The following is a 23825-nucleotide window of genomic DNA, read 5'->3' as shown; positions in this document are numbered from 1 at the left end:
TCCAAACCAAACGTTGCTCAGAACACAAATAACTGAGCGTTTTAAAGTAAAACAGAATGGCTTTGCCATTCTGTTTCGTGAAAAGTCCGCGATTCTACTTCACTTTCTCCCTTGCAAGCAACTGTGAAGTTACTACAAGAGCTAAAGAAATAATCAACATGACTGTCGCTAGGGCATTCACCTCTGGAGAGATGCCCACTTTGACCATTGAGTAAATCTTCAATGGCAAAATTTCGTATGTTGGACCAGTTACAAATGAACTGATGATTACGTCATCCAGTGACAACGTAAAGCTTAGCAACCAACCTGCTGCAACTGCTGGCTTAGCCAGAGGAAGAATGATCTGCTTTAGAATCACCCATTCACTTGCACCTAGGTCTTTTGCCGCTTCCAACATTTTCACATCGAAACCATTTAAACGGCTATATACAGAAACCACTACAAACGGGAGACAGAAAGTAATATGTGCTACCAACAGAGTCAGGAATCCAAGCTGCGCACCCATCACAAGGAACAGTGCCAATAGCGAGATCGCCATTACGATATCTGGTGACATCATAACGACGAAAAGCATACCGTTTACTAGACCTTTACCCTTAAATGAGTAACGGAATAGGGCAACAGCCGTTAAGCTACCAATAAGTGTAGCAGCTGTTGCTGAAAACACTGCAACGTTCAATGAGTGCCATGCTGCTTGCATTAGGCTGTCATTATTGATTAGCGTTTCATACCATTTGGTGGTAAAGCCACCCCATTTCATACCAAAGCGGTTGTCGTTAAACGAGTTAACGATTAGAACGATGATAGGAAGGTATAGAAACGCATACACGAGCGTCATAAAGCTAAATCTAACTGTACGTCCCATTAGTCTAGCTCCACTTTCTTGTTCAATAGTTTACCTGCTCTGTAGTAGGCGTATAACATCACAGCCATCGCAAAGGTGAGGGCAATACTGGTTGCTGCACCAAATGGCCAGTCACGCGCGTTAAGCACTTGGCTCTTGATCACGTTACCGATTAGTAGGTTCTTCGCTCCACCTAGAAGGTCAGATATGTAGAACATACCGAGTGCTGGAAGTAGAACCAGCAGACAGCCACCGATGATACCTGGCATAGTTAACGGTAAAATCACACGAGTAAAAGTCTGGAACTTATTTGCGCCCAAGTCTTTTGCCGCTTCAATGTATGTACCGTCTAACTTCTCGATTGCGCTGTAAAGCGGCAGAATCATAAATGGTAGTAGGATGTATACAAGACCAATCATAACCGCTGTTTCGGTATACATAAGGCGAAGTGGCTTATCGATGATTTCCATCGCCATTAGCGATTTGTTCAAGATGCCTTGTGTACCCAATACGATTTTCAAACCGTAAGTACGAATCAGTGAGTTAGTCCAAAAAGGAACAATCACTAAAAACAACATGAACGGACGCCATTTCTCTGGCATTTTCGCTACGATGTAAGCAAATGGGTAACCGATAATCAAACACAGTACCGTCGCAACGATCGCCATGTAAAAAGAGTGCATCAGCACTTTTGCGTATAGCGGATCCATTAAGCGAAGGTAGTTATCGAAAGTAAACGTCATTTCGATAAGGTTTGCTTCGTCACGAGTCAGAAAGCTGGTACCGATGATCATTAGGTTTGGAACTAACACAAACAGTGTTAGCCAGCCAACAATCAGAGCGATGATAGCGTTCTGAAGACTAATCTTCTTGCTCATCATTTAGTACAACCTCCCAGCTTTCAACCCAAGTAATAGCAACCTTTTGGCCAAGAGAGTGATCCACATCTGGATCGTCTTCGTTGAAGAACTCACTTACCATTACGCGCATGCCTGATTCAAGTTCGATAACTGAATCAAGAGTCATGCCCTTGTAAGTACGTTCTACAACGTGACCTACAATTCCGCGTTGTTCAGACTCTTTGATCTCTTCGATACGCAAGTCTTCTGGGCGAAGTAGTACTTGAAGTTTATCGCCTGGGTTTGCTTCTTGATCGTAGTAAACTACTGACTCAACACCTTCGATTGATGCGCGGATACGCTTCTCATCTAGACGCTCAAGCATCGTTGTGTTGAATACGTTGATTTCACCGATAAAGCGAGCAACGAACAGGTTCTTTGGCTCTTCGTAGATTTCACGTGGTGAACCATCTTGCTCGATCACACCTTCACGCATAACGATAATGCGGTCAGACATAGACAGTGCTTCTTCTTGGTCGTGTGTTACGAAGATAAAGGTGATACCTAGTTGACGCTGTAGCTGTTTCAGCTCGATTTGCATCTGCTTGCGCAGTTTGTAATCAAGTGCAGACAGAGATTCGTCTAATAGTAGAACTTTAGGTTTGTTAACTACGGCACGCGCAATCGCGATACGTTGTTGTTGACCACCTGAAAGTTGGTGTGGCTTACGCTGAGCCATTTTCTCAAGGCGAACCATGCGCAATGCTTCCATTACACGAGGCTCGATTTCAGCTTCTGCCACTTTCTGCATGCGCAGACCAAATGCCACGTTTTCAAACACGGTCATATGAGGGAATAGGGCGTAACTTTGGAATACAGTATTTACATGGCGCTGCTCAGCAGGAACCTGAGTGACGTTTTGACCGTCAAGGATAATGCTACCATTATCAGCGGTTTCAAAACCTGCAATCATCCTAAGAACGGTGGTTTTACCACAACCTGATGGACCTAGAATTGTTAAAAATTCACCGTGGTTAACATCAAGGTTAAGATTACCGATGATTTCCTTGCCATCGAAACTCTTACTAATCCCAGTTAAACGGATAACTGGTTGCTCTGCTGTTTGTTTATTCAACGTCTGTTTTTCTCCCACATTGGTCATTCTAAGCTCAAAATCGTAAATGACCCGCAGTTACACAATTAGAGCCGCGCATGATAATCACCAATAGTGTGAATTCAAAGCATTTTCTTTCTTCAGAATAGAAAATTTTTCGCAGGTAAAAGTAAAGATTCTTTACCATACTGTTTTTACGGAAGTTGCGTGCTTCTATACTTGGAAGTTAAATGCATCAATTTCAACGTAAACCCTTGATGATTTATAACTATGCTGGTTAATTATCAACCAAACGAACAAGAAAGCAAGCGAGCAAAGTAGATTCCATGTGAGTCTTGAGAGGCTTTAAGTATAATGCGCGAAGTCGCAATTTTTACTTACAGCGTTAAGATTGCCTATAGAGGGACATTCACGGTATTTTTAATGCCATGTATCTGAGAGCGATGTTCTACTCAGGTACAATAATGCTAAATCGTAATTTTAAGCCGGATTTGATAATGAGTAATGATATAGAAAAAGACTTTAACCTAGGTGGAAGTATTGAACGTGCGGTCTCCGGTAACTATGAGCTGAAAGCAGGGGATGTTTTTAGAGAAGCATGGGCACAGACTGTGAAAAACTTCCTGTCATTTTCGCCAGCTATCATCATGCTTATGTTTGTTCAAGTCGGGGTTTTCTATATCGCGCTTAAACTACAACTTGGCGATCCATCGATGATTTTTGATGCGATTACGGATCCAGAAGCATTCAATCCGTCAATTGTACAAGCGATATATATAGCAAACTTCAGTTACGAAGTGATCAGTGCGCCGATTTACGCGGGTATCTGTCTGATGGCGATGAGCCATTCAGCCGGTCTTACGACCAAGCCGCGTCATATTATGAAAGGTTTGCAATATACAATCCCTGTCATTCTAGCGACGTTGTTTAGTTTGATGCTACAAGGCGTAGCGGGAATGTTATTACCGTTTTTGTCTATGTACTTGTCACTCGCATTCAGCAACTCCATTTTGTTGATTTGTGAAAAACAAGTGCCGCCAATGCAATCGCTGTTGTTGTCACTTCGTGCAGTCAACAAAAAAATCTTCGTCCTATCAGGTATCTACATCATGCTAATGATTATGTTTATTGCTGGGGCGATGTTCTACGGTATCGGATTAATCTTCGTTCTGCCGTTTTTCTTCCATGTAAAAGGCATTATTTACCGAAATATGTTCGGTATTAAGCTGAAAATTGTCGCGTCAGATAAACCTAAAGATGACGATGACCATAACCCGCAGGTGTTTAATGCGTAAAATTGATTTTTTCGCCCTAACAGCCACTCTTGCAGTGGCTGTTTTTGGTTGGTACAACTTTGAATTTCAACCTAAAGACGAAGAACAATCTTCAACCAATAATGTCGTATTTATCGGTCAAGCGGTTGGTGCGGCGCCGGACTTCGCTGGCTTTGAAGATGTAAATCTCAAAAAGAAAGCGTTTTTCGACTATTTGAGACCCGGTGTCGAGCTTGAGAACCAACGGGTACAAAAAGAGCGAGCGCGCCTAGTGCGCATTGCGAGCAACTATCACGCTAATAAATTAACTGGTGAAGATAAGAGTTATGCGCAACGCTTAGGTAAGCTATATGACGTTGAATTTACGATAGAAGGCGTTACTGAAGCTTGGTTAGATAAAATGCTGCATCGGGTTAACGTGTTGCCAGAGGCATTGGTGATGACTCAAGCCGCAAATGAGTCAGCCTGGGGAACATCTCGGTTTGCGACCAAAGGTAATAACTACTTTGGGCAGTGGTGTTACACCGAAGGCTGCGGTCTTGTCCCGTTACAGCGTAACGAGGGTTCTTTTCACGAAGTGGCAAAGTTTGATTCGGTACAAGAGTCGATTCACCGTTATTTTATGAACGTAAACCGCAATAAAGCTTATTTCGACCTTCGCGCAATACGTTTTGACCGTCAAAACGATGGTGAAAGCCTAATCGATACAAAAGCAGCGATTGCTTTAACCAACGGATTGCTCAAGTATTCTGAGCGAGGTGAGGCGTACGTCAAGGACTTACAGACGATGATCAGACATAATGACAAGTTCTGGACAAATTATAACGATCAAACGAATTGATGAAAAAAGTAACGCTCACACTTTTAACAACAGCGCTTTTGGGCGCTGTTGCTTTACCTAGCCAAGCCCAAGAATACATGTTCACTTATTCCAAGCTCTATTCACATATGAAAAAGAATGCCAATGAAGGGCACGATGATGTGAAAGTTGGCTTTTTCTTCGTTAACGCGGATACCAAGAAGCTTTGCAATATCGAAAAAGCTTGGATGGAAAAAGAAGAACATTACGAAGAGCTTAAGATATCGGATTATCAAGAGGTTATGGTACCACTTGATGACAACTTAAAATCGGCTAACCCTTTAGTGTTTGTCGACACTCCGCAGGATATGCGCTGCGATTTCTCAATGGTCGTGATGACCAAAGAGCCATTTTCAGATCAAGTTAACTACGACGAAGTGAAATCGTTACTGCCTCAAATGCAGGCAATTCTAGTTGAGCTTGGCGGCATGTTTGCGAGTTGGTTTACGCCGGATGTTGAAGGGGTGACGCTAGAGTTTGCCAACGAGCTAAATTCTAATATCACTTTCTCAAATGGCACCACTAAGCCAATTGTAAATGGCAAAGTTCAAATCGCGTTAAGTGAAATCGGTGAGGGTGGCTCAATGAAGTTACCCGAACCAACAGCGAGAGTCCTGCCTTATTTGCCTAAGGCAAAGTAATACTCACCAATTTACGTAAACGTAAAAAAGGTCGCATCAGCGACCTTTTTCTTTAATAACGTGTTGCGTAAGACAACTTATAAGTTTGTTACATCTAGCTTCAGGCTAGGGTCAAACTCTTGCACGATATCTTCATCAACGAAGTTTTGCGCTGGGATCTCTTCTTTATCAAAACCGATATCACCACCGTTGATCACGCCTGAATCACGGTTAATCGATTTGAAATCGAAAAGTTCAAAGTCAGCTAGGTGGCTAGGTACCACGTTTTGCATCGCGCGGAACATGCTCTCGATACGACCAGGGAAACGCTTGTCCCAATCGTTTAGCATCTGCTTAATGTTTTGACGTTGTAGATTTGGCTGAGAACCACATAGATTACAAGGGATGATAGGGTATTCACGCATATCAGCATACTTGATGATGTCTTTCTCACGACAGTACGCGAGTGGGCGAATTACCACGTGTTCACCGTTGTCTGAAACCAGCTTAGGTGGCATACCTTTCATCTTGCCGCCGTGGAACATGTTCAGGAACAATGTTTCTAGGATATCGTCACGGTGGTGACCTAAAGCAATCTTAGTTGCACCAAGCTCTTTTGCTGTGCGGTACAAAATACCACGGCGCAGACGTGAACATAGAGAACAAGTCGTTTTGCCCTCAGGGATCTTGTCTTGCACGATTGAGTACGTGTCTTCTTCTACAACCTTGTACTCAACACCGATTGATTCAAGGTATTCAGGTAAGATATGACCCGGGAAACCTGGTTGTTTCTGGTCTAGGTTTACCGCTACTAGAGAGAACGAAATTGGCGCGCTCTTTTGCAGGCTCATCAGTATATCCAACATAGTAAAGCTGTCTTTACCGCCAGATAGACAAACCATAATGCGGTCGCCATCTTCAATCATGTTGAAGTCTTGGATCGCTTGGCCAGTGTTGCGGCGGATGCGCTTTTGAAGTTTGTTGAAATTATATTGTTGAGCTTTAGTCAGCTCTTGAGTTTGCTCGGTCATTAGTTCGCAGTCTTATCTGTAATCTTAAAACACATCGATACTCAAATAAGGTCATAAATGCCTTAAGAAAAGTACGAAGGGCGTATGATACGGATAAATCAACGAGAAGCTAGTGGTTTTGGCCGTTGGACAGAAAAATCCCCTCGATAGCGAGGGGATTGTTACTAAACGTTATCAGATCGCGGTAGAAGGGTCTAATGGGCTGATATAGCCTTCAGGTTTTAATGCCATGATATCGCAGTTGATCTTATCGATAACGTGCTCTGCAGTGTTACCAATAAACACCGCTGACAAACCCGTACGACCAGTGGTACCGATAATGACCATTGCCGCATTCAGTTTTTCGGCCGCTTCCGGAATAATATCTTCCGGCAAACCTTGCTCAACGATGGTTTGATCTTCATCGTAACCATGCTTTTGACGCAACGCTTTCATCGCCGTTAAGTGATGACCACGTACTGCGTCAGTGTAAGTTGTAGGATCAAACTCAGGCAGCTCAATAGTGATATTAGCAGGCGTGACTGGATAAGCGTTGACCAGATATGGGCGAGCGCCTAGACGCTCTGACAAGCTATTCAGTTGGTCGACCATCGAATCATTTAAGGTTTGATGGGTTTCGTTTTCAGAACCAACATGAACTGAGGCAAGGATACTTGCATTCTCAGGCCAATCCGAGTTCTTAACCAATAAAACAGGAGCAGGGCATTTACGCAATAAGTGCCAATCAGTCGGGGTGAAAATGACTGACTCTAAGACATCATGCTTACGTGTGCCTTTAATCACGATATCGTGCTCGCCTGCAAACACCTGAGCAATCACGGCTTCGTATGGACGGTTATGCCAGACAACGACGACGTCGAAATCAACTGAATCATTAATGTAGGGCTCAGCTACGGTTCGCATCCACTGTTCACGTTGATGAATGACACCCTTACGCATGGCGTTACGCTCATCCACAGAGAGCATAGAGGTCATATCATATGAGAAATCATATATAGAGAGAAAAAACGTAATGTGACTGCGTGAGCGGCTTTTGGCAGCTAACTGCATAGCGCGTGCAAGGGCAGGTTGCTCGTCGCTATTAATATTGGCTACTACTAGGATGTTATTATAAATACTCATTGTTAACTCCTTAGTGAAGAGGTGACCTAAACCTAAGTCAACCGGCCGACAGCTACCCAATCAGTTTGAAAATACTTGGGTATGACTTCACTTTAGCGCAGTTCGATGAGTTTTTTTAGCAAAATATGCTGGAAAGGAGAGGAAAGTATGATGTAGCTCATTAAAGAGCTACATCATTGAAGTTATTAAGATTCTGTTGAAACGCCCGCTAACTGTTTCAAAGCATCATGGTCGATAATGGTGATGTACTTACCTTTAACGCTTAAAATTTCTGACTTTTGGAAACGACCCAATAGGCGGCTGATGGTTTCAACCGTTAGCCCCAAGTAGTTACCAATATCTCCACGCGTCATGGTTAGACGGAATTCACGTGGACTAAAGCCACGCTGAGAGAAGCGCGTAGAAAGGTTGTATAGAAATGCGGCTAGGCGTTCTTCAGCGTTCTTCTTAGAAAGTAACAAGATCATTTCTTGGTCGCCTTTGATTTCGTTACTCATCAAACGCATGATTTGTTGGCGAAGTTTAGGCATCTTGCCTGAAAGATCATCTAAGATTTCATATGGGATTTCACAAACCATAGATGTTTCAAGGGCTTGAGCAAAGCTAGGATGGCTATCATCAGTAATTGCATCAAAGCCCACTAAATCACCGGCTAAGTGGAACGCTGTAATCTGTTCGTCACCTTGTTCGGTAATAGTGTAGCTCTTGATGGTGCCTGAACGAATCGCGTACAGAGACTTCAACTCATCACCAGCCTTAAATAGTTCTTGGCCTTTTTGAATTGGTTTCTTACGTTCAATGATTTGGTCAAGTTGGTCCAGCTCAGACTCATTTAGCGTAAATGGAATGCAAAGCTGGCTAATGCTGCAATCTTGACAATGTATAGCACAACCACCCGACTGAATGCGTTTTGCAGGCTTTTCAGAAATCATAACAACCTTTCACTATTTGATATACATCAATATTTTACCACCGCTGAATTATAAAAGGTAGTGAAAAAAGGTGCTTAAAAACAGTAATCTATCAACCTAGCGTTAATATTTTCAGTGATCCATAGGCTGTATAAATGCCGTAAGCTAAGATTAGAACCGCTGCGATGTTTCTAAAAACCGTAGATTGTTGCAACTTATGTAAATACTGCGAACCATAGCCAACCGCCACCATCGCCGGTAAAGTCCCAAGTCCAAATGCCATCATGATTAAAGCGCCGTTGAGACTACTACCTGAAACCACCGCCCATGTAAGCGTTGAATAGACAAGACCACAGGGTAGCCAACCCCAAATAAAGCCAAAGGGAATTGCATGCAGTGGATTCTTAAGTGGCAGTAGTTTTTTTCCTGCTGGAGAAATGAATTTCCACAGTGATTGCCCCAACTTTTCTACCGCTAATAATCCTTGCCACCAACGCGCAATGTAACAGGCAAGTAACACCATAAACAGCGCGGCAATCAATCGCAGCCAGGCAAAACTATGATTCAAATTTGCGACGTCGGTAACAGTCGAAACGGCACCACCGACCACTCCGCCTATTAATGCGTAGCTGAGTATCCGCCCAACATTGTAATAAAGAGGGATTAAAGCGGATGGATTCGACTTGCCCATAGAGAGTAACGAGGCGACCCCACCGCACATACCTACACAGTGCCCAGCGCCAACCAACCCGATAAAAAATGCGGCCACAAAATCTGCGTTCATTTACGTTGGTTATCCTGCTCATCTTCATCAAACAAGATGTTGTGCCCCTGACGCTCGAGATCTTCAAACTGCTCGCTTTTTACTGCCCAAAGGAAGATGCCGACCGCGACACAAACTAGAACAATTGCAATGGGGATTAATATATAGAGGCTTTCCATGATTACTTACCTTGTTCCTTAAGCAATCTAAGTGAGTTTGATACCACTATGATTGAACTTGCTGACATGCCAACCACTGCAAAGTACGGTGCAACGAGGCCAGCAACAGCTAATGGAAGAATTAACAGGTTATAGCCTAACGACCAAGCGAGGTTTTCGGCAATAATTCTTCGTGTTTTAAGCGCTAGCTCACGAGCTTTTAAAATTCGGTCTAAATTATCACCAAGCAGTACCATGTCGGCAGAAGCTTTCGCGACGTCTGTGCCACCGCCCATTGCGACAGAAAGGTGCGCACCAGCAAGAGTTGGCGCATCGTTAATGCCGTCGCCAATCATCATGGTAATGTCGTTCTTGTCGCCAGATTTTAAGTATTGCAACTTATCTTGCGGCTTGGCTTCAGCAATCACATCATCAATACCGATTTGCTTAGCTACTAACTCAGCATTTTGCTTCGAATCACCAGTAAGCAAAGTGACACGTACACCGGCTTGTTGGAATTGCTGAATAAACGTCTTCGCTTCTTTGCGAATTGGATCTTGATAGATAAACGTAGCAATATGTTTGTTAGCTAAAGATAGGTAAATAGCGTTAGCCTGAGCCACGCTGGTATCGGACAGAACAAATCCCGCACTGCCAATTTTAATTTGCTGTCCTTGGTAACGCCCAGAGATTCCCGAACCAATGGCATTTTCAATCTCATCGACCACAACTTCGACGTCATGGTAGGGGCGAAATGCTCTTGCTAACGGATGGTTTGCATGCGCTTCCAAAGAAGCCGCCAGTTTAAGAGCAAGATCTCTATCAATATCGCTAAACAGCGATACATCGCTAATCACGATATCGCCATGAGTTAACGTACCCGTTTTATCAACAATGAGGTGATTGACCTTACACAAAGTTTCAAAAACATGGCTTTTGCGCAGTAGAATCCCAAAGTTGCCCATACGCGAAGTTGCGCAGGTCAACGCTGTTGGTGTGGCTAGAGATAGGGCACATGGACACGTCGCAACCAGTACCGCCAGCATAATCCAAAAAGCATCTTCAGGTTGATGTTGCTGCCAGTAGAACCAAGTTGCAGCGGCGATAATCAGGATTGCGGCAACGAAGTAGCGCGCAACAATATCGGCAATCTCGGCGATTTTAGGCTTTGAAAGCTGAGCTTCATCTTGCAGACGTACAATATTAGAGATCATTGAATCCGCTTTGGAAGAGCGTACTTCTAAAACAAACGATTCTTCACCATTAAGCGTGCCAGCGAAAACCGTATCGCCCAATTGCTTCACTACTGGTACGGACTCACCGGTTAACATTGATTCATCAATGTGAATGCGCCCTTCAACAATTACACCATCCGCTGGAATATGTTCACCCGGTAACACGCGAACTTGATCGCCAACGTTCAGAGATTTAACCGGCACTTGCTCACCTTCGAGGGTGGTTGCCATCGCGGGGATCAATTTAAGCAAATTGCCACTGGCTGCGGCCGCTTTGCGTCTCGCTCGCATTTCAAGAAAACGACCCACCAAAAGGAAAAAGGCGAACATCGAAATTGATTCGAAGAAAACTTCACCTTGTTCGGTAATCGTCGCCACCATACTGGCAACGTAAGCAAAGATCATCGCGATAGAGACAGGTACATCCATGCCTAATGTACGGCTTTTTAAACTACGCCAAGCATTGATATAGAAAGGCAGTGCAGAATAGAGCATGACAGGTGTAGCGAAGATTAGGCTCACCCAACGAAAGTAGTTTTTAAACTCCGTATCTAAGTCGCCGAACACTTCTAAATAGAGCGCTACCGCAAGCATCATCACTTGCATGGTTGCAAGACCTGCAATACCTAAACGATAGAGGTACTGTTTCATCGCTTGGTGATAAGCCGCCTCTTGCTGATCCGCTTCAAACGGGGCTGCCTTGTAACCTAGACGATGAATAATCGATAACAATTCACTGAGTTTGGTTTTGGTATTGTTCCAAGAGAGCAAAGCACGGTTGGTGGCGGTATTTACACGAATTCGGACTACGCCATCGGTATGGGAGAGTTGCTTCTCAATCAACCAAGCACAAGCGGCACAGGAAATACCATCTAGTGACAATGTCACCTCTGAGAGTTCATCACTGTTTCTGACAAACTCATTTTGTACTTCTTGGTTGTCGTAATGAATCAGAGCTTGTAGTTGCTCAGGCACAAGCTCCGCTTTTTCTGCTGGAGCCGTTCGGTATTGATAATACGATACCAAACCACTATCTACGATGGTTTGCGCCACGGTCTCACAACCAGGGCAACACATATCGCGGATATCTCCCAAGATTTCTACTTTAAAGTCCGTGTCGACTGGTACATCTTCACCACAGTGATAACACGCTTTACACATAATACGTTTAGTCCATTAATACAGTAGCTATCTCAGATGGGAAGTTCACTCGACCTTGGATTAACCACGCTTTATCGTGTGGAGTCAACTCAATAAACCATGGTCCTTCAATGGCGTTTTCTAGCTTAATACGGTAGTTGCCAGAAGCGTCTGAAGTGACCAACTGACTAAAATCTTTATCTGCCAAAGTGCGGTGAGCAAACATCGCGGAAAGAGCAGGGAAATGAGGCATATTGCCTTTATCAAACTGGATAATGATATCACTACCATCGGAAACAATATTAGCTTTGAGGTTCAGATCTTTAGCTGCATTGACCTTAGATATGTCGATGTTGATCCCTTTACCTTTTTTATAGTAATCCTCAGTGACTAAGGATGGGGAGTTTTTGATAGAAATAGACAAGGTTATGAACGCCGCCACAACAACCGTTAGAGGAAGTGCGATTAGAAACCACGGCCAAAACTGCTTATACCAAGGCTTTACCATAAAAAAGTTCTCGAATGAAAATGTAAGTAGGAATAATTTAGCGAAATGACAGCCCCTACGAAAGGGGCTGTTTTAGAAATGTTACTATTTATCTGAGTTACTTAGGCTCCACACGTACGCGGAAACCAACTGAACTTTATCTTCGCCCAGAATGTCTTTCCACGCAGGCATAACACCAGAACGACCATTCATAACTGTTTCAGTTACAGCCGCACGGCTACCACCGAACAACCAGTATTGGTCAGTCAGATCTGGAGCACCTACAGCAGGGTTACCTTTACCATCTGTACCATGACAAGCAGCACATACTGCAAATTTGGTCTTACCCGCTTCCGCTTCTTTAGCATTCACGGAACGACCAGATAAGCTTAGCGTGTAGCTAACCACTTCTCGTACGCCTTGCTCGCCAAGAGCAGCTTGCCAACCTGGCATCTGACCGATACGTCCCTGCATTACAGTAGTAACGATAGCTTGCGGTTCACCACCGTATAGCCAAGCACCATCTGTCAGGTTAGGGAAACCAGTTAAACCACGAGCATCAGAACCATGACACTGAGAACAGTTCTGTAGGAATAAACGTTGACCTACTTTAATTGCTTCAGGATCTTGGGCAATGTCTGGAATAGCTTTTAGCTCTTCCGTGCCTTCAACAAAAGCAAGACGACGGAACGCTTCGCCGAAGTATGCATCAGCGTCATCCAGCTCTTTCGCGTATTGGTTTAACAGTTTGTTTTCTTGTGCGTCTGCAATCGCCAACTTAGACTCTTCCAGCGAACGAACGGTTTGGTTCGAGCTTTGCCAGCCTAAAAAGCCCTTGAAGTTACCTAAGCCAGGGTAGAGCGCTAGGTAAATCGCAGCGAAAACGAACGTACCTACAAACAGGTAAGTCCACCATTTAGGTAATGGGTTGTTTAGTTCACGAATACCATCGTACTCGTGTCCCATGTCAGCACCTTCTTCAACGCCCATTTTATCTTTTAGGCACCAGTAGAGAAGGGCTGCACAGCCAAGCAAAGTGCCGACCGTGATAATGATTATCCAAAGACTCCAAAATGTCGTCATTACTTGGTCACTCCTTGATCTTTCGTGGGCGTTTGCTCTTCGTCAGCGAAAACAAGGTTTGCGGCTTCATCAAAGCGAGATTTACGACTTTTGCCGTAAGCCCACCAAACCACACCTAAAAAGCTAACAAACAGAACTATGGTCCAAATACTGTGAATAGTACCGATATCCATAATTGCCTCCTTACTTCATTGCATGGCCAAGAGACTGTAGGTAAGCGATGATTGCATCCATCTCTGTCTTACCTTCTACGTCTTTCGCCGCATTTGCGATTTGCTCGTCTGTGTAAGGAACGCCAAATTGATTGCGAAATACTTGGAGTTTCTTCTGGGTATCTTTGCCATCAAGAACGTTTTCTTCAAGCCACGGGAAACCAGGCATGTTTGATTCAGGCACTAGTTCACGTGGATCAATCAAGTGTACACGGTGCCATTCATCAGAATAACGACCACCTACACGAGCAAGATCAGGACCTGTACGCTTAGAACCCCATAGGAATGGGTGCTCCCAAACACTCTCGCCAGCCACTGAGTAGTGACCGTAACGCTCGGTTTCAGAACGGAAAGGACGAATCATTTGGCTATGACATACGTTACAACCTTCACGGATGTATACGTCACGGCCTTCCATTTCAAGTGCGGTGTACGGACGTAAGTTCTCTACAGGCTCAGTGGTTTGCTTTTGGAAAATTAGTGGAGTGATCTCTACTAATGCGCCCAAACTGATAGCAAACACGATTAGAATCGCGAGTAAACCGACATTACGTTCGACAATTTCATGGCGATTGTTAGAATTTGAACTCATTCTTAAATCTCCTTATGCCGGTTGCTCAATAGCTTTTAGGCTATATTTAGGTGCTGTGATTGTCTTGTACGCGTTGTACGCCATTAGGAACATACCGGCTAGGAAAATGAAGCCACCAATGAAACGTACTGTATAGAACGGGTAAGACGCCTGAACTGATTCTACGAAGCTGTATGTTAGTGTGCCGTCAGAGTTAACTGCACGCCACATCAGACCTTGCATTACACCAGAAATCCACATCGCAACGATGTACAAAACTGTACCGATTGTTGCTAGCCAGAAGTGCGCGTTAATCATACCCACAGAGTACATGCGCTCTTGACCAAATAGGCGAGGGATTAGGTGGTATACCGAACCAATAGAAACCATTGCAACCCAACCAAGTGCACCAGAGTGAACGTGACCGATCGTCCAGTCTGTGTAGTGCGACAGCGCGTTAACCGTCTTAATCGACATCATTGGACCTTCAAAAGTCGACATGCCGTAGAAAGATAGGGATACGATTAAGAAACGCAAGATAGGGTCATAGCGAAGCTTGTGCCACGCACCAGATAGCGTCATGATACCGTTGATCATGCCACCCCAAGATGGTGCAAATAGTACCAGCGACATTACCATACCAAGTGACTGAGTCCAGTCAGGTAGAGCGGTGTAATGTAGGTGGTGAGGACCAGCCCAAATGTATAATGAAACTAACGCCCAGAAGTGAACGATAGATAGACGGTAAGAATAAACAGGGCGCTCTGCTTGCTTAGGTACAAAGTAGTACATCATACCTAGGAAACCAGCAGTCAAAAGGAAACCTACCGCATTGTGCCCATACCACCATTGAACCATGGCATCGACGGCACCAGAATAAATCGAATAAGACTTACCGGCACTAACAGGAATCGCCATACTGTTTACAATATGCAAAACTGCAACGGTGATAATAAATGCACCGAAGAACCAGTTTGCTACGTAAATGTGGGAAGTATTACGCTTGATTAGGGTTCCAAAGAACACAATTGCGTAAGAGACCCAAACAACGGCGATTGCGATATCAATAGGCCATTCCAATTCTGCATACTCTTTGCCGGAGGTGTAACCCAAAGGCAGAGTAATGGCGGCGGCTAAAATAATTGCCTGCCAACCCCAGAAGGTAAATGGGACCAGAGGTCCACCAAATAAACGCGTCTGACAGGTACGCTGCGCAACATAATAAGATGTTGCGAACAGAGCACTGGTACCAAACGCAAAAATAACCGCATTAGTATGCAGTGGACGTAAACGACTGTACGTCAGCCACGGGGTATCAAAGTTTAACTGTGGCCATACTAATTGAGCGGCGATCAAAACACCAACTGCCATACCGACAATACCCCATAGAATAGTTACTAAGGTGAATTGACGAACGACGGTATAGTTATAGTTTTGTTCAAGCTGCTTTTCTTGGCTCATATTTGCATGCTTCCAATTCTAATTACTACACTTTACTTCCAACACGACACATGTCGTAATGCCACCCAAAATTGCTTTGAAATACTTGACCTCATTGCTAGGTTAAATAATCTTAGCGATCTTTAATAAAAGTGGCATTTTCAGTGCCAAATAATACTTCAATTAACAATTTAATGACAGGGAAGTAACCTTACTCCTGGTCTGGATTTTGTTATTTATTTTAAAACTTTGAAGTTTGTTACACGGAGAAGACACCGAAATGGCAGCTCAGAAGCTAACGAAAGGACGTTTTGTTCAAATAATCATCATGTTAACACTACTAATTGTGGCGTTTTTCTGGCGAACTTTTAATTATCAAAATGTAAAAAATGTGAACTGCGACCTTAATTCAATTTGTAAAGTAGAAGTTAACGATAGTGTGTTTGAGGTCAAGGTTGTGGGAGAAAAAATAGCGATTAGCTCGGAAAATGAACTGTGGGAAATTAAAGGCGAGGGGATTCGTTCACAAAGTCCAAATAAATGGGAAATCCCCTTCAATTCGAAACACTCACTTGAATTTATCAATAAAAGCTCAGATCAAGTTTACTTAACAGAATTAGTTTTCGAATAATTAAGCGTTCTTGCACTTGTTTGATGTAGGTTTTGGCTGGATGTCCACCTTAAGTAAAGGTGGACATCGTTAATCGGTGTGTTCAAACTACGCTTAACGTGACTTGATAGCCATAAAGTTTATCTGTCAAAAGATACTCTTTGTGGACGCTAGGACTCCAAGAATCATCCCCACCAACTCCCATATGCTTATGGTCTAGCCTCAAAAACACCTTATTTTGAGGATGTAACTCATTGGTATGGCGCGCATTGGCAAGTTGTCGGTTACTGTATCGACTGACAGAAAAATGAAAATCACCCTCGATACTTAATCCACTGACTTTTAGGTAATTTGCGTTACAGCGTAACCCATTTTCAGTAGGAAAAATATACGGCGTGTGCATTTCGTTCAAAGGCAGAGAATAGTCTCCATAGCGCGCTGCACACAAGCGGTCGGGATAATTTTCAAATGGTCCCAGACCTTGCCATCTGATCTGCTCATCGTCATGAGAAGACAAGGGCAACTCGACTTCGAAACCAATACGAGGAAGTGGAGGCAGCGCTTCTGACAGCTGCACCTTGACGGTTAGATGCACTTTTCCTGAATCAGTAAAAAGGTATGTCCAATCAGTGATTGCATGAACCTGGCAATCTGATTGGTAGGTAAACACAGAGTTGATGAGTATCGAGTCGGTGAGAAGAGTTGCGTGACATCGAATGCATTGCTGCTCCCATAGGCTCAAATTCACTTGTTCCCACGCACAAATCCAAGAATTTGGATCGATGAAGTCAGCTTCACTGGTGCCTATGTCGTTGTCCAAGGGGGCGCGATAAAAATTATCGATTGGAGGCGAGAGTAATTTTTCTTTTTGGTTGGTTTGCCAGGCAGTTAATAACCCGCTCAGTTTGTTGAACCGCCATTCCGTATTGGCATCACTTGTCACGACAACAAACTCTTCATCAGTTTCATGGAGTAAAGGAGGTCGCTCATACTCAGTTGTAACAAGTAGTCCTTTCGGATTAGAAATGACAAATTGCTCGCTAGTTACGGTGTAACCTGTTTCTGCCCAAATGGTCGAGTGGACTAAGCTGACATCGACCGATAAATGATACTTTTTACCTAGTTGCGCTTGATAATCGAATTCAAGCTCAATTTCTAAACTACCGCTTGGTTCAATGGCTAAGCCAAACTCGCCACTGAGAACCACTTGACCATTTTCCAACAGCGTCCATACCAGTATTTCGTTGTCAGTCGGTCGGAAAAGGTGTTCATTGGTAATGATTAAGCGGCAGCGGAAATCAGATTGATGGGGCATATCCACTCGGATCATACGTTGGCAAAATTTGGCTTCTTCTAAAGTGGGATGAGGAGTGCGATCAGGAAACACCAAGCCATTAATACAGAACTGTCGGTCATTAATCTCATCACCAAAATCGCCACCATATGCCCAATATGGCGTACCTTGGGCATCTTTTACACCCAAGCCTTGATCAACCCAATCCCAGATAAAGCCGCCTTGAAGTCGAGGGTAGTCTCGAAATGCCTGCCAATAATCCGCAAAACTTCCTAAGCTATTTCCCATCGCGTGAGCGTATTCGCAAAGGATAAGCGGGCGATGCTCATTGGGTAACGAAATCCATTTTTTGATTGCCCATTTAGGCACGGCTTCATCTGCGATAGTGGCGTCAACACGGGCATACATGGGGCAAATAATGTCGGTGGCACTGGTATTGGCACCGCCGCCTTCATATTGAACCGGTCGCGAAGGGTCAAACTGCTTCGACCAAGCATACATAGCATCGTGATTGCTTCCATGCCCAGACTCATTGCCCAGTGACCAAATGATTACGCAGGGGTGATTTTTATCTCGGAGAACCATTTGACTATAGCGACTCATATAAGCGTGAGCCCAACAAGGATCATCGGACAAACGGTTCATAGGCGTCATCCCATGGGTCTCTATATTGGCTTCGTCGCAAACGTATAAGCCATACTCATCACATAGTTCATACCAACGAGGATGATTTGGGTAATGGGCTGTTCTGACAGCATTAAAATTATGCTGCTTCATTAAGCAGATGTCACGAATCATCAATTCTTCCGTCATAACATGACCAAGAATGGGATCGTGTTCGTGTCGGTTGACTCCTCGAATCAAAAGAGGCTGACCATTTAAACGTAGTAATCCTTTATCGATCTCTATTTTACGAAAACCAATCGGGTAGATTTCTGTTTCGACATGTTGACCGTGCTCATCAAGTAATGACACGACTAAACGATACAGATAAGGGACTTCGGCTGACCACTTTTGCGGTTCTTTGACGTGTAGAGTCTGGAATATAACGTCATTGTAACCTCCTCGTTCATCAATACGGCGATTATTGGTCGCTGAGCGATGAGGGGCAGTAATCGCTTTATTTTGATCGAATAATTGCACCTGCACGGTGTGGTTTCCCGCCGCAGAGAGGGTCGTTTTGATGGTTATATCACCATCTCGATAACATGCATCTAAGTCAGGGGTAATGAAGACATCTTCAATACAGAGGTTTTTAGGTTTGGCTAGCAAGCTAACATCACGGAAAATGCCACTTAACCACCACATATCTTGGTCTTCAAGGTAGCTACCGTCACTCCAACGTAGCACCATAACCGCGAGATGATTATTTCCCTCGATAAGATATTCACTTAAATCAAACTCGCTTGGCAGTCGGCTATCTTGGCTGTAACCGACCCACACTCCATTACACCAGAGGTAAAACGCTGAATTAACTCCGTCGAAGATAATTCTTTGAGTCTCTGAAAGTTCTGCTGCGCTGATGTAAAAAGAAGTGCGATAGCACCCGGTTGGATTATCTTTGGGAACAAATGGGGGCTCTACGGGAAATGGGTATTTGATGTTGGTATAAATCGGCTTATCGAATCCATGCAGTTGCCAGTTTGAAGGGACAGGTAATTGATGCCATTGCGAGTCATTAAAATCTATGTCAATAAACGCAGAGTCGACATCTTCTGGACAAGAGAACAGTTGAAATTTCCACAATCCATTTAATGAGCGAACTTGCCGTTGCTCATCTTCGAGAGCGCTTCTTATCGAGCGATAGCTCTTTAGCGGGCTGTGCGCTCGCATACAATTAATACTAACAGATTGTTGATTTTCCCAATCTCGCCGTTGTAATACTGAGTGAAATTCCATGTTAATAGCCCCGATGATTGAACTAAGCGATCAATTGCTTTACAGGCAAAACAATAGCACTAAGTGTAAGCGTTTACATTGGTAAGGATCTGTTATTTGAACTACGAATAAGTGAAGTTTACAATTCGTGAGGGCAATCACCATGTTAATTATTGTTTTTAAACTAAAAAATCAACTGATAGATGGCGAATGAAATCACATGCGTAGCCAATTCATAAAAGAGCACTATGTCTCATCAAAAGTCTTCGTACCGCTTGTGTCTCCAGCAAAACCAACAACGTATAGACAGTACAATTTATCGTTAGCACGCTAACTATGTCCCTTAATCAAAGATGATAAAAAGGTCACAAAATTTCATCGATGAAACTTAATATTGATTGAAAATCAATATCTTAATAATGCATCTCGGAATCAATACCAGATACATTTTTGGATGTTGCTCGCAAGAAAGTGTTACTACATTCATATTATTGATACAAATAATTTCCTCAGCGACACATTCGAACAGAATTTCGTCTTCAATCACATTATTTATCTTCGACCATCCTATAATTCGCTTAGGTAAACGTTACCATCAAGCAGTACCATAGATAAGTTTTAATCCATATTTAGATATAACAATAAACTCTAACCTTACGCATATAGGACTTATTCGATGAAAAAACTCACTGTTTTAGCTACATTTATCGCAAGCATGACCTTTGGAACACAGGTTGTTGCCGATACTACAGTTGGTGTGACCGTATACAAATACGACGATAACTTTATGTCATTAGTTCGCCAAGCTATCGAAAAAGAAGCAGACAAGTATCCAGATACTCGCGTTTTAATGAATGATTCCCAAAACAGCCAATCGATGCAAAATGACCAAGTGGACGTAATGCTTGCTCGAGGTGTCAAAGCCTTAGCGATTAACCTTGTCGATCCTGCAGCAGCGCCAAGTATCATCAGTAAAGCTAAGATGGATGATGTGCCAGTCGTATTCTACAACAAGGAACCAAGTGCAGAAGCAATGGCAAGTTACGACAAAGCCTACTACGTGGGTACGGATTCTAAAGAATCAGGTGTCATTCAAGGTGAATTGATTGCGAAGCATTGGAAACAAAACAGTGCGTGGGATAAAAACGGTGATGGTGTATTACAGTATGTAATGCTTAAAGGTGAGCCTGGTCACCCTGACGCGGAAGCTCGTACTCAGTTCTCAGTCGAAACTATCAATAAGAACGGTATAAAAACGGAAGAACTGCACATGGATACCGGCATGTGGGATACCGCAATGGCGAAGGATAAGATGGATGCGTGGCTATCCGGTCCTAATGGCACCAAGATTGAAGTCGTTATTGCCAACAACGATGGCATGGCTATGGGTGCGGTTGAATCACTAAAAGGGGCAGGTAACAGTTTACCTGTATTTGGTGTTGATGCATTAAGCGAAGCGATTGCCATGGTTAAAAGCGGTGAAATGGCTGGTACGGTTCTAAATGATGCAAACTCGCAAGCACAGGCAACTTTTGAACTCATTCGCACTCTAGCAAACGGTGACGCGATTCCAATCGACGCGAGTTGGAAAATGAACAACAAAGTCGTGCGCGTTCCATATGTTGGTGTAGATAAAGATACCATTCAATAATTCACTCTAAAGTAATCACCAAATGGATAGCACTCAGGTGCTATCCATAAAAGACCTAACGAATAGTTAACGCTGCAAAACCGCCAGTGGCGAACTTTGCTATTCAAATTTTGTGCATTATTTATATAAAGTGACGTTTATGGATAACCAAAAATATGAATTCTTGTTAGAGATGACAGGAATAAGTAAAGAGTTTCCCGGAGTGAAAGCACTCGACGACGTTAACCTAAGGGTTCGCCCTCACTCCATACACGCGTTGATGGGTGAAAATGGCGCTGGGAAATCAACATTATTAAAATGCTTATTTGGCATCTATGAAAAAAACAAAGGTGATATTGTATTTTTGGGTGAACACGTAAACTTTAAGTCATCTAAAGAGGCTTTGGAGTCTGGTGTTTCAATGGTTCACCAAGAATTGAACCAAGTTCTACAATGCAGTGTTATGGATAACATCTGGCTTGGTCGATATCCGAAAAAAGGTCTGTTTGTTGACCACAATAAAATGTATTTAGATACCAAAGAAATCTTTGAAGAACTCAATATTGATATCGATCCTCGAGTAAAAGTTAAAACTCTCTCGGTTTCTCAAATGCAAATGCTTGAGATAGCCAAGGCATTCTCCTATAACGCAAAGATCGTTATTATGGATGAACCCACATCCTCATTAACAGAAAAAGAAGTTAACCATCTATTTAGCATTATTAAAAAGCTGAAAGATAAGGGTTGTGGTGTGGTTTATATTTCACACAAAATGGAAGAAATCTTTGCTATTTGTGATGAAATAACCGTTCTTCGAGATGGACAGTGGGTAGATACGCGACCACTAGAAGGACTCACAATGGATGCCATCATAGCCATGATGGTCGGTCGTGAGTTAACTCAGCGTTTCCCAGAAAAAACCAACCAGCCTAAAGATGTCATTCTTGAAGTAAATAATCTCACGGCTCTCAATCAGCCATCTATTCAAGATATCTCTTTCGAGTTAAAAGCAGGTGAAATCCTTGGTGTCGCGGGACTTGTTGGCTCTCGAAGAACCGATATTGTGGAAACCATTTTCGGTGTTCGTGAGCGAAGTGGTGGCACCATCAAGCTTCATGGTCGAGATATGAAAAACCGTGATGCACACGAAGCGATTAACAATGGCTTTGCCCTGGTAACGGAAGAGCGTCGCTCAACTGGAATTTACGGTAACCTCGATATTACCTTCAACTCTTTAGTGGCAAATGTCGATCAGTATAAAGCCGGTCTTGGTCTACTGAGTAACAAAAAGATGCGTAGTGATACTCAATGGGTGATTGATTCGATGCGGGTAAAAACGCCATCTCATGAGACACAAATAGGCTCTTTATCAGGTGGGAATCAGCAGAAAGTCATTATTGGTCGATGGTTACTTACTCAACCAGAAATATTAATGCTAGACGAACCAACACGCGGCATCGACGTCGGCGCTAAGTATGAAATTTATCAATTGATTTTAGAGTTAGCGAAGAAAAACAAAGGCATCATCATTATTTCTTCAGAAATGCCTGAGTTACTAGGTATTACCGATCGAATCATGGTTATGAGTAACGGTAGGTTAGCCGGCACCGTTAATACGAAAGAAACATCTCAAAACGAAATCTTAGAATTGGCATCGCGCTATCTGTAAAGGAATTAATTATGGATGTGGCAAAAAATTTCGCGTTAAAGTACCTAAAAGAAGGTGCAATCTATGCAGTATTATTAATATTGCTTGCTATTATCGTAATTCAAGAACCGTCGTTTCTTAGCTTAAGGAACTTGAGTAACATATTAACTCAATCATCTGTGCGCGTAATTATCGCTTTAGGTGTTGCCGGTTTGATTGTTACGCAAGGTACCGACCTGTCAGCAGGGCGCCAAGTAGGTTTGGCTGCTGTATTGTCTGCGACTTTGCTGCAAGCCGTTGATAATGTGAACAAAGTATTCCCTAGTATTGGTGAAATTCCAATTGTTGCTGTTATTCTAGTGGTGTGTTTTGTTGGCGCGATTATTGGTTTGTTGAACGGTGTGATTATCGCGTACCTTAAAGTGACGCCATTTATTGCGACGCTAGGTACCATGATCATTGTTTATGGTATTAACTCGCTTTACTACGACTCTGTTGGCGCATCACCAATCGCAGGTTTTGATTCCCGTTTCTCTGAGTTTACCCAAGGCTTTATTCGAATCGGCGACTTTAGGTTTTCGTACATAACCTTCTACGCCATTATCGCGATTGTTTTCATGTGGGTACTTTGGAATAAAACGGTCTTTGGTAAAAATATTTTTGCCGTCGGTGGCAACCCGGAAGCGGCGAAGGTATCTGGTGTCAACGTACCACTGACACTACTAAAAGTTTATGCGCTTTCCGGCGTCTTCTATGCCTTTGGCGGTATGCTCGAAGCAGGACGGATTGGTAGTGCAACCAACAACTTAGGCTTCTTATACGAGCTTGATGCGATTGCCGCCTGTGTGGTTGGGGGGGTCTCTTTTGCCGGTGGTGTTGGTAGTATTGCAGGTGTTGTAACGGGTGTTCTTATCTTCACTGTTATCAACTACGGTATGACCTACATTGGCGTCAGTCCGTATTGGCAATACATCATCAAAGGGTCGATCATTGTGTTTGCGGTTGCATTGGACTCAATGAAGTACGCCAATAAAAAATAGTCTCGACCGAACTTGGTTACCT

The 23825-nt window shown here is 43.3% G+C and carries 22 protein-coding genes; 7 read left to right on the top strand and 15 right to left on the bottom strand.

Translation table 11 applies throughout. The features are described from left to right. Positions 1–94: 94 nt before the first annotated feature. From potC to potA, 3 genes are read right to left on the bottom strand one after another with little or no spacing between them, the layout of a single operon-like run. The gene (potC, locus tag GZN30_RS05700; protein ID WP_075647941.1) at positions 95–865 is read right to left on the bottom strand and encodes a spermidine/putrescine ABC transporter permease PotC; all 771 of its coding nucleotides are present in this window, start codon (positions 863–865) and stop codon (positions 95–97) included. Beyond that, positions 865–1722, bottom strand: a complete 858-nt coding sequence (gene potB / locus GZN30_RS05695; RefSeq protein WP_171972050.1) for a spermidine/putrescine ABC transporter permease PotB — start codon at positions 1720–1722, stop codon at positions 865–867. Before potB ends, potC begins: the two co-directional genes overlap by 1 nt. Further along, positions 1706–2836, bottom strand: coding sequence for a spermidine/putrescine ABC transporter ATP-binding protein PotA (gene potA, locus GZN30_RS05690; RefSeq protein WP_075647967.1), 1131 nt, complete (start codon positions 2834–2836; stop codon positions 1706–1708). The genes potB and potA overlap by 17 nt, the downstream gene beginning before the upstream one ends. Before the next feature lie 458 nt (positions 2837–3294). On the opposite strand from potA, the gene GZN30_RS05685 reads away from it, so the two are divergent. From GZN30_RS05685 to GZN30_RS05675, 3 genes are read left to right on the top strand one after another with little or no spacing between them, the layout of a single operon-like run. Further along, on the top strand, positions 3295–4092 hold the full coding sequence (locus GZN30_RS05685) for a hypothetical protein (protein ID WP_075647968.1): 798 nt from the start codon (positions 3295–3297) through the stop codon (positions 4090–4092). Beyond that, positions 4085–4912, top strand: coding sequence for a glucosaminidase domain-containing protein (locus GZN30_RS05680; protein ID WP_075647943.1), 828 nt, complete (start codon positions 4085–4087; stop codon positions 4910–4912). Before GZN30_RS05685 ends, GZN30_RS05680 begins: the two co-directional genes overlap by 8 nt. Continuing rightward, entirely contained in the window at positions 4912–5571 is a 660-nt protein-coding gene (locus GZN30_RS05675) for a DUF2987 domain-containing protein (RefSeq protein ID WP_075647944.1), read from the top strand. The genes GZN30_RS05680 and GZN30_RS05675 overlap by 1 nt, the downstream gene beginning before the upstream one ends. A 77-nt stretch (positions 5572–5648) precedes the next feature. Here the strand turns inward: GZN30_RS05675 and ttcA are convergent, their stop codons facing one another. The 11 genes from ttcA to ccoN all read right to left on the bottom strand — a co-directional run bounded on the left by ttcA (position 5649) and on the right by ccoN (position 15724). Beyond that, on the bottom strand, positions 5649–6581 hold the full coding sequence (ttcA, locus tag GZN30_RS05670; protein ID WP_075647945.1) for a tRNA 2-thiocytidine(32) synthetase TtcA: 933 nt from the start codon (positions 6579–6581) through the stop codon (positions 5649–5651). A gap of 174 nt (positions 6582–6755) precedes the next feature. After that, complete coding sequence (gene uspE, locus GZN30_RS05665) at positions 6756–7703, bottom strand: universal stress protein UspE (protein ID WP_075647946.1); 948 nt, start codon at positions 7701–7703, stop codon at positions 6756–6758. Between the two features lie 185 nt (positions 7704–7888). Next, positions 7889–8635 carry an FNR family transcription factor gene (locus GZN30_RS05660; RefSeq protein ID WP_075647947.1) on the bottom strand — a complete coding sequence of 249 codons (747 nt, stop codon included), beginning with the start codon at positions 8633–8635 and terminating at the stop codon, positions 7889–7891. 91 nt (positions 8636–8726) lie between these two features. Next, positions 8727–9398: a sulfite exporter TauE/SafE family protein gene (locus tag GZN30_RS05655; RefSeq protein WP_075647948.1), complete on the bottom strand. Its 672-nt coding sequence runs from the start codon at positions 9396–9398 to the stop codon at positions 8727–8729. Then, a complete protein-coding gene (ccoS, locus tag GZN30_RS05650) occupies positions 9395–9556 on the bottom strand; it encodes a cbb3-type cytochrome oxidase assembly protein CcoS (RefSeq protein WP_075647949.1) in 162 nt (53 codons plus the stop codon). Before ccoS ends, GZN30_RS05655 begins: the two co-directional genes overlap by 4 nt. Before the next feature lie 2 nt (positions 9557–9558). Further along, complete coding sequence (locus GZN30_RS05645; protein WP_075647950.1) at positions 9559–11931, bottom strand: heavy metal translocating P-type ATPase; 2373 nt, start codon at positions 11929–11931, stop codon at positions 9559–9561. A 7-nt stretch (positions 11932–11938) separates the two neighbouring features. Next, positions 11939–12418, bottom strand: a complete 480-nt coding sequence (locus GZN30_RS05640) for a FixH family protein (protein WP_075647951.1) — start codon at positions 12416–12418, stop codon at positions 11939–11941. Positions 12419–12502: 84 nt separating this feature from the next. Further along, entirely contained in the window at positions 12503–13480 is a 978-nt protein-coding gene (gene ccoP, locus GZN30_RS05635) for a cytochrome-c oxidase, cbb3-type subunit III (RefSeq protein ID WP_075647952.1), read from the bottom strand. Continuing rightward, positions 13480–13653, bottom strand: a complete 174-nt coding sequence (locus GZN30_RS05630) for a cbb3-type cytochrome oxidase subunit 3 (protein ID WP_075647953.1) — start codon at positions 13651–13653, stop codon at positions 13480–13482. The genes ccoP and GZN30_RS05630 overlap by 1 nt, the downstream gene beginning before the upstream one ends. Before the next feature lie 10 nt (positions 13654–13663). Next, the gene (gene ccoO, locus GZN30_RS05625; protein ID WP_075647954.1) at positions 13664–14284 is read right to left on the bottom strand and encodes a cytochrome-c oxidase, cbb3-type subunit II; all 621 of its coding nucleotides are present in this window, start codon (positions 14282–14284) and stop codon (positions 13664–13666) included. A 12-nt stretch (positions 14285–14296) separates the two neighbouring features. Further along, entirely contained in the window at positions 14297–15724 is a 1428-nt protein-coding gene (ccoN, locus tag GZN30_RS05620; RefSeq protein WP_075647955.1) for a cytochrome-c oxidase, cbb3-type subunit I, read from the bottom strand. A gap of 259 nt (positions 15725–15983) precedes the next feature. Between ccoN and GZN30_RS05615 the strand changes: the two genes are divergently transcribed. Next, positions 15984–16334 carry a hypothetical protein gene (locus GZN30_RS05615; protein WP_075647956.1) on the top strand — a complete coding sequence of 117 codons (351 nt, stop codon included), beginning with the start codon at positions 15984–15986 and terminating at the stop codon, positions 16332–16334. Positions 16335–16416: 82 nt separating this feature from the next. Here the strand turns inward: GZN30_RS05615 and GZN30_RS05610 are convergent, their stop codons facing one another. Then, positions 16417–19506 carry a beta-galactosidase gene (locus GZN30_RS05610; protein ID WP_075647957.1) on the bottom strand — a complete coding sequence of 1030 codons (3090 nt, stop codon included), beginning with the start codon at positions 19504–19506 and terminating at the stop codon, positions 16417–16419. Between the two features lie 655 nt (positions 19507–20161). Here GZN30_RS05610 and mglB point away from each other — a divergent pair. From mglB to mglC, 3 genes are all read left to right on the top strand, one after another. Beyond that, the gene (mglB, locus tag GZN30_RS05605) at positions 20162–21136 is read left to right on the top strand and encodes a galactose/glucose ABC transporter substrate-binding protein MglB (protein WP_075647958.1); all 975 of its coding nucleotides are present in this window, start codon (positions 20162–20164) and stop codon (positions 21134–21136) included. Positions 21137–21275: 139 nt separating this feature from the next. Beyond that, positions 21276–22784 (top strand): galactose/methyl galactoside ABC transporter ATP-binding protein MglA, encoded by a 1509-nt coding sequence (mglA, locus tag GZN30_RS05600; protein WP_075647959.1) that lies wholly within the window; start codon positions 21276–21278, stop codon positions 22782–22784. An 11-nt stretch (positions 22785–22795) separates the two neighbouring features. Next, on the top strand, positions 22796–23803 hold the full coding sequence (gene mglC / locus GZN30_RS05595) for a galactose/methyl galactoside ABC transporter permease MglC (protein ID WP_075647960.1): 1008 nt from the start codon (positions 22796–22798) through the stop codon (positions 23801–23803). The last annotated feature ends 22 nt before the right edge of the window (positions 23804–23825 follow it).

The organism is Vibrio ponticus (genome assembly GCF_009938225.1).
Taxonomy (GTDB): domain Bacteria; phylum Pseudomonadota; class Gammaproteobacteria; order Enterobacterales; family Vibrionaceae; genus Vibrio; species Vibrio ponticus.
The sequence above is the reverse complement of the archived record's forward strand: the minus strand, read 5'-3'. Positions and strand labels throughout refer to the sequence as shown.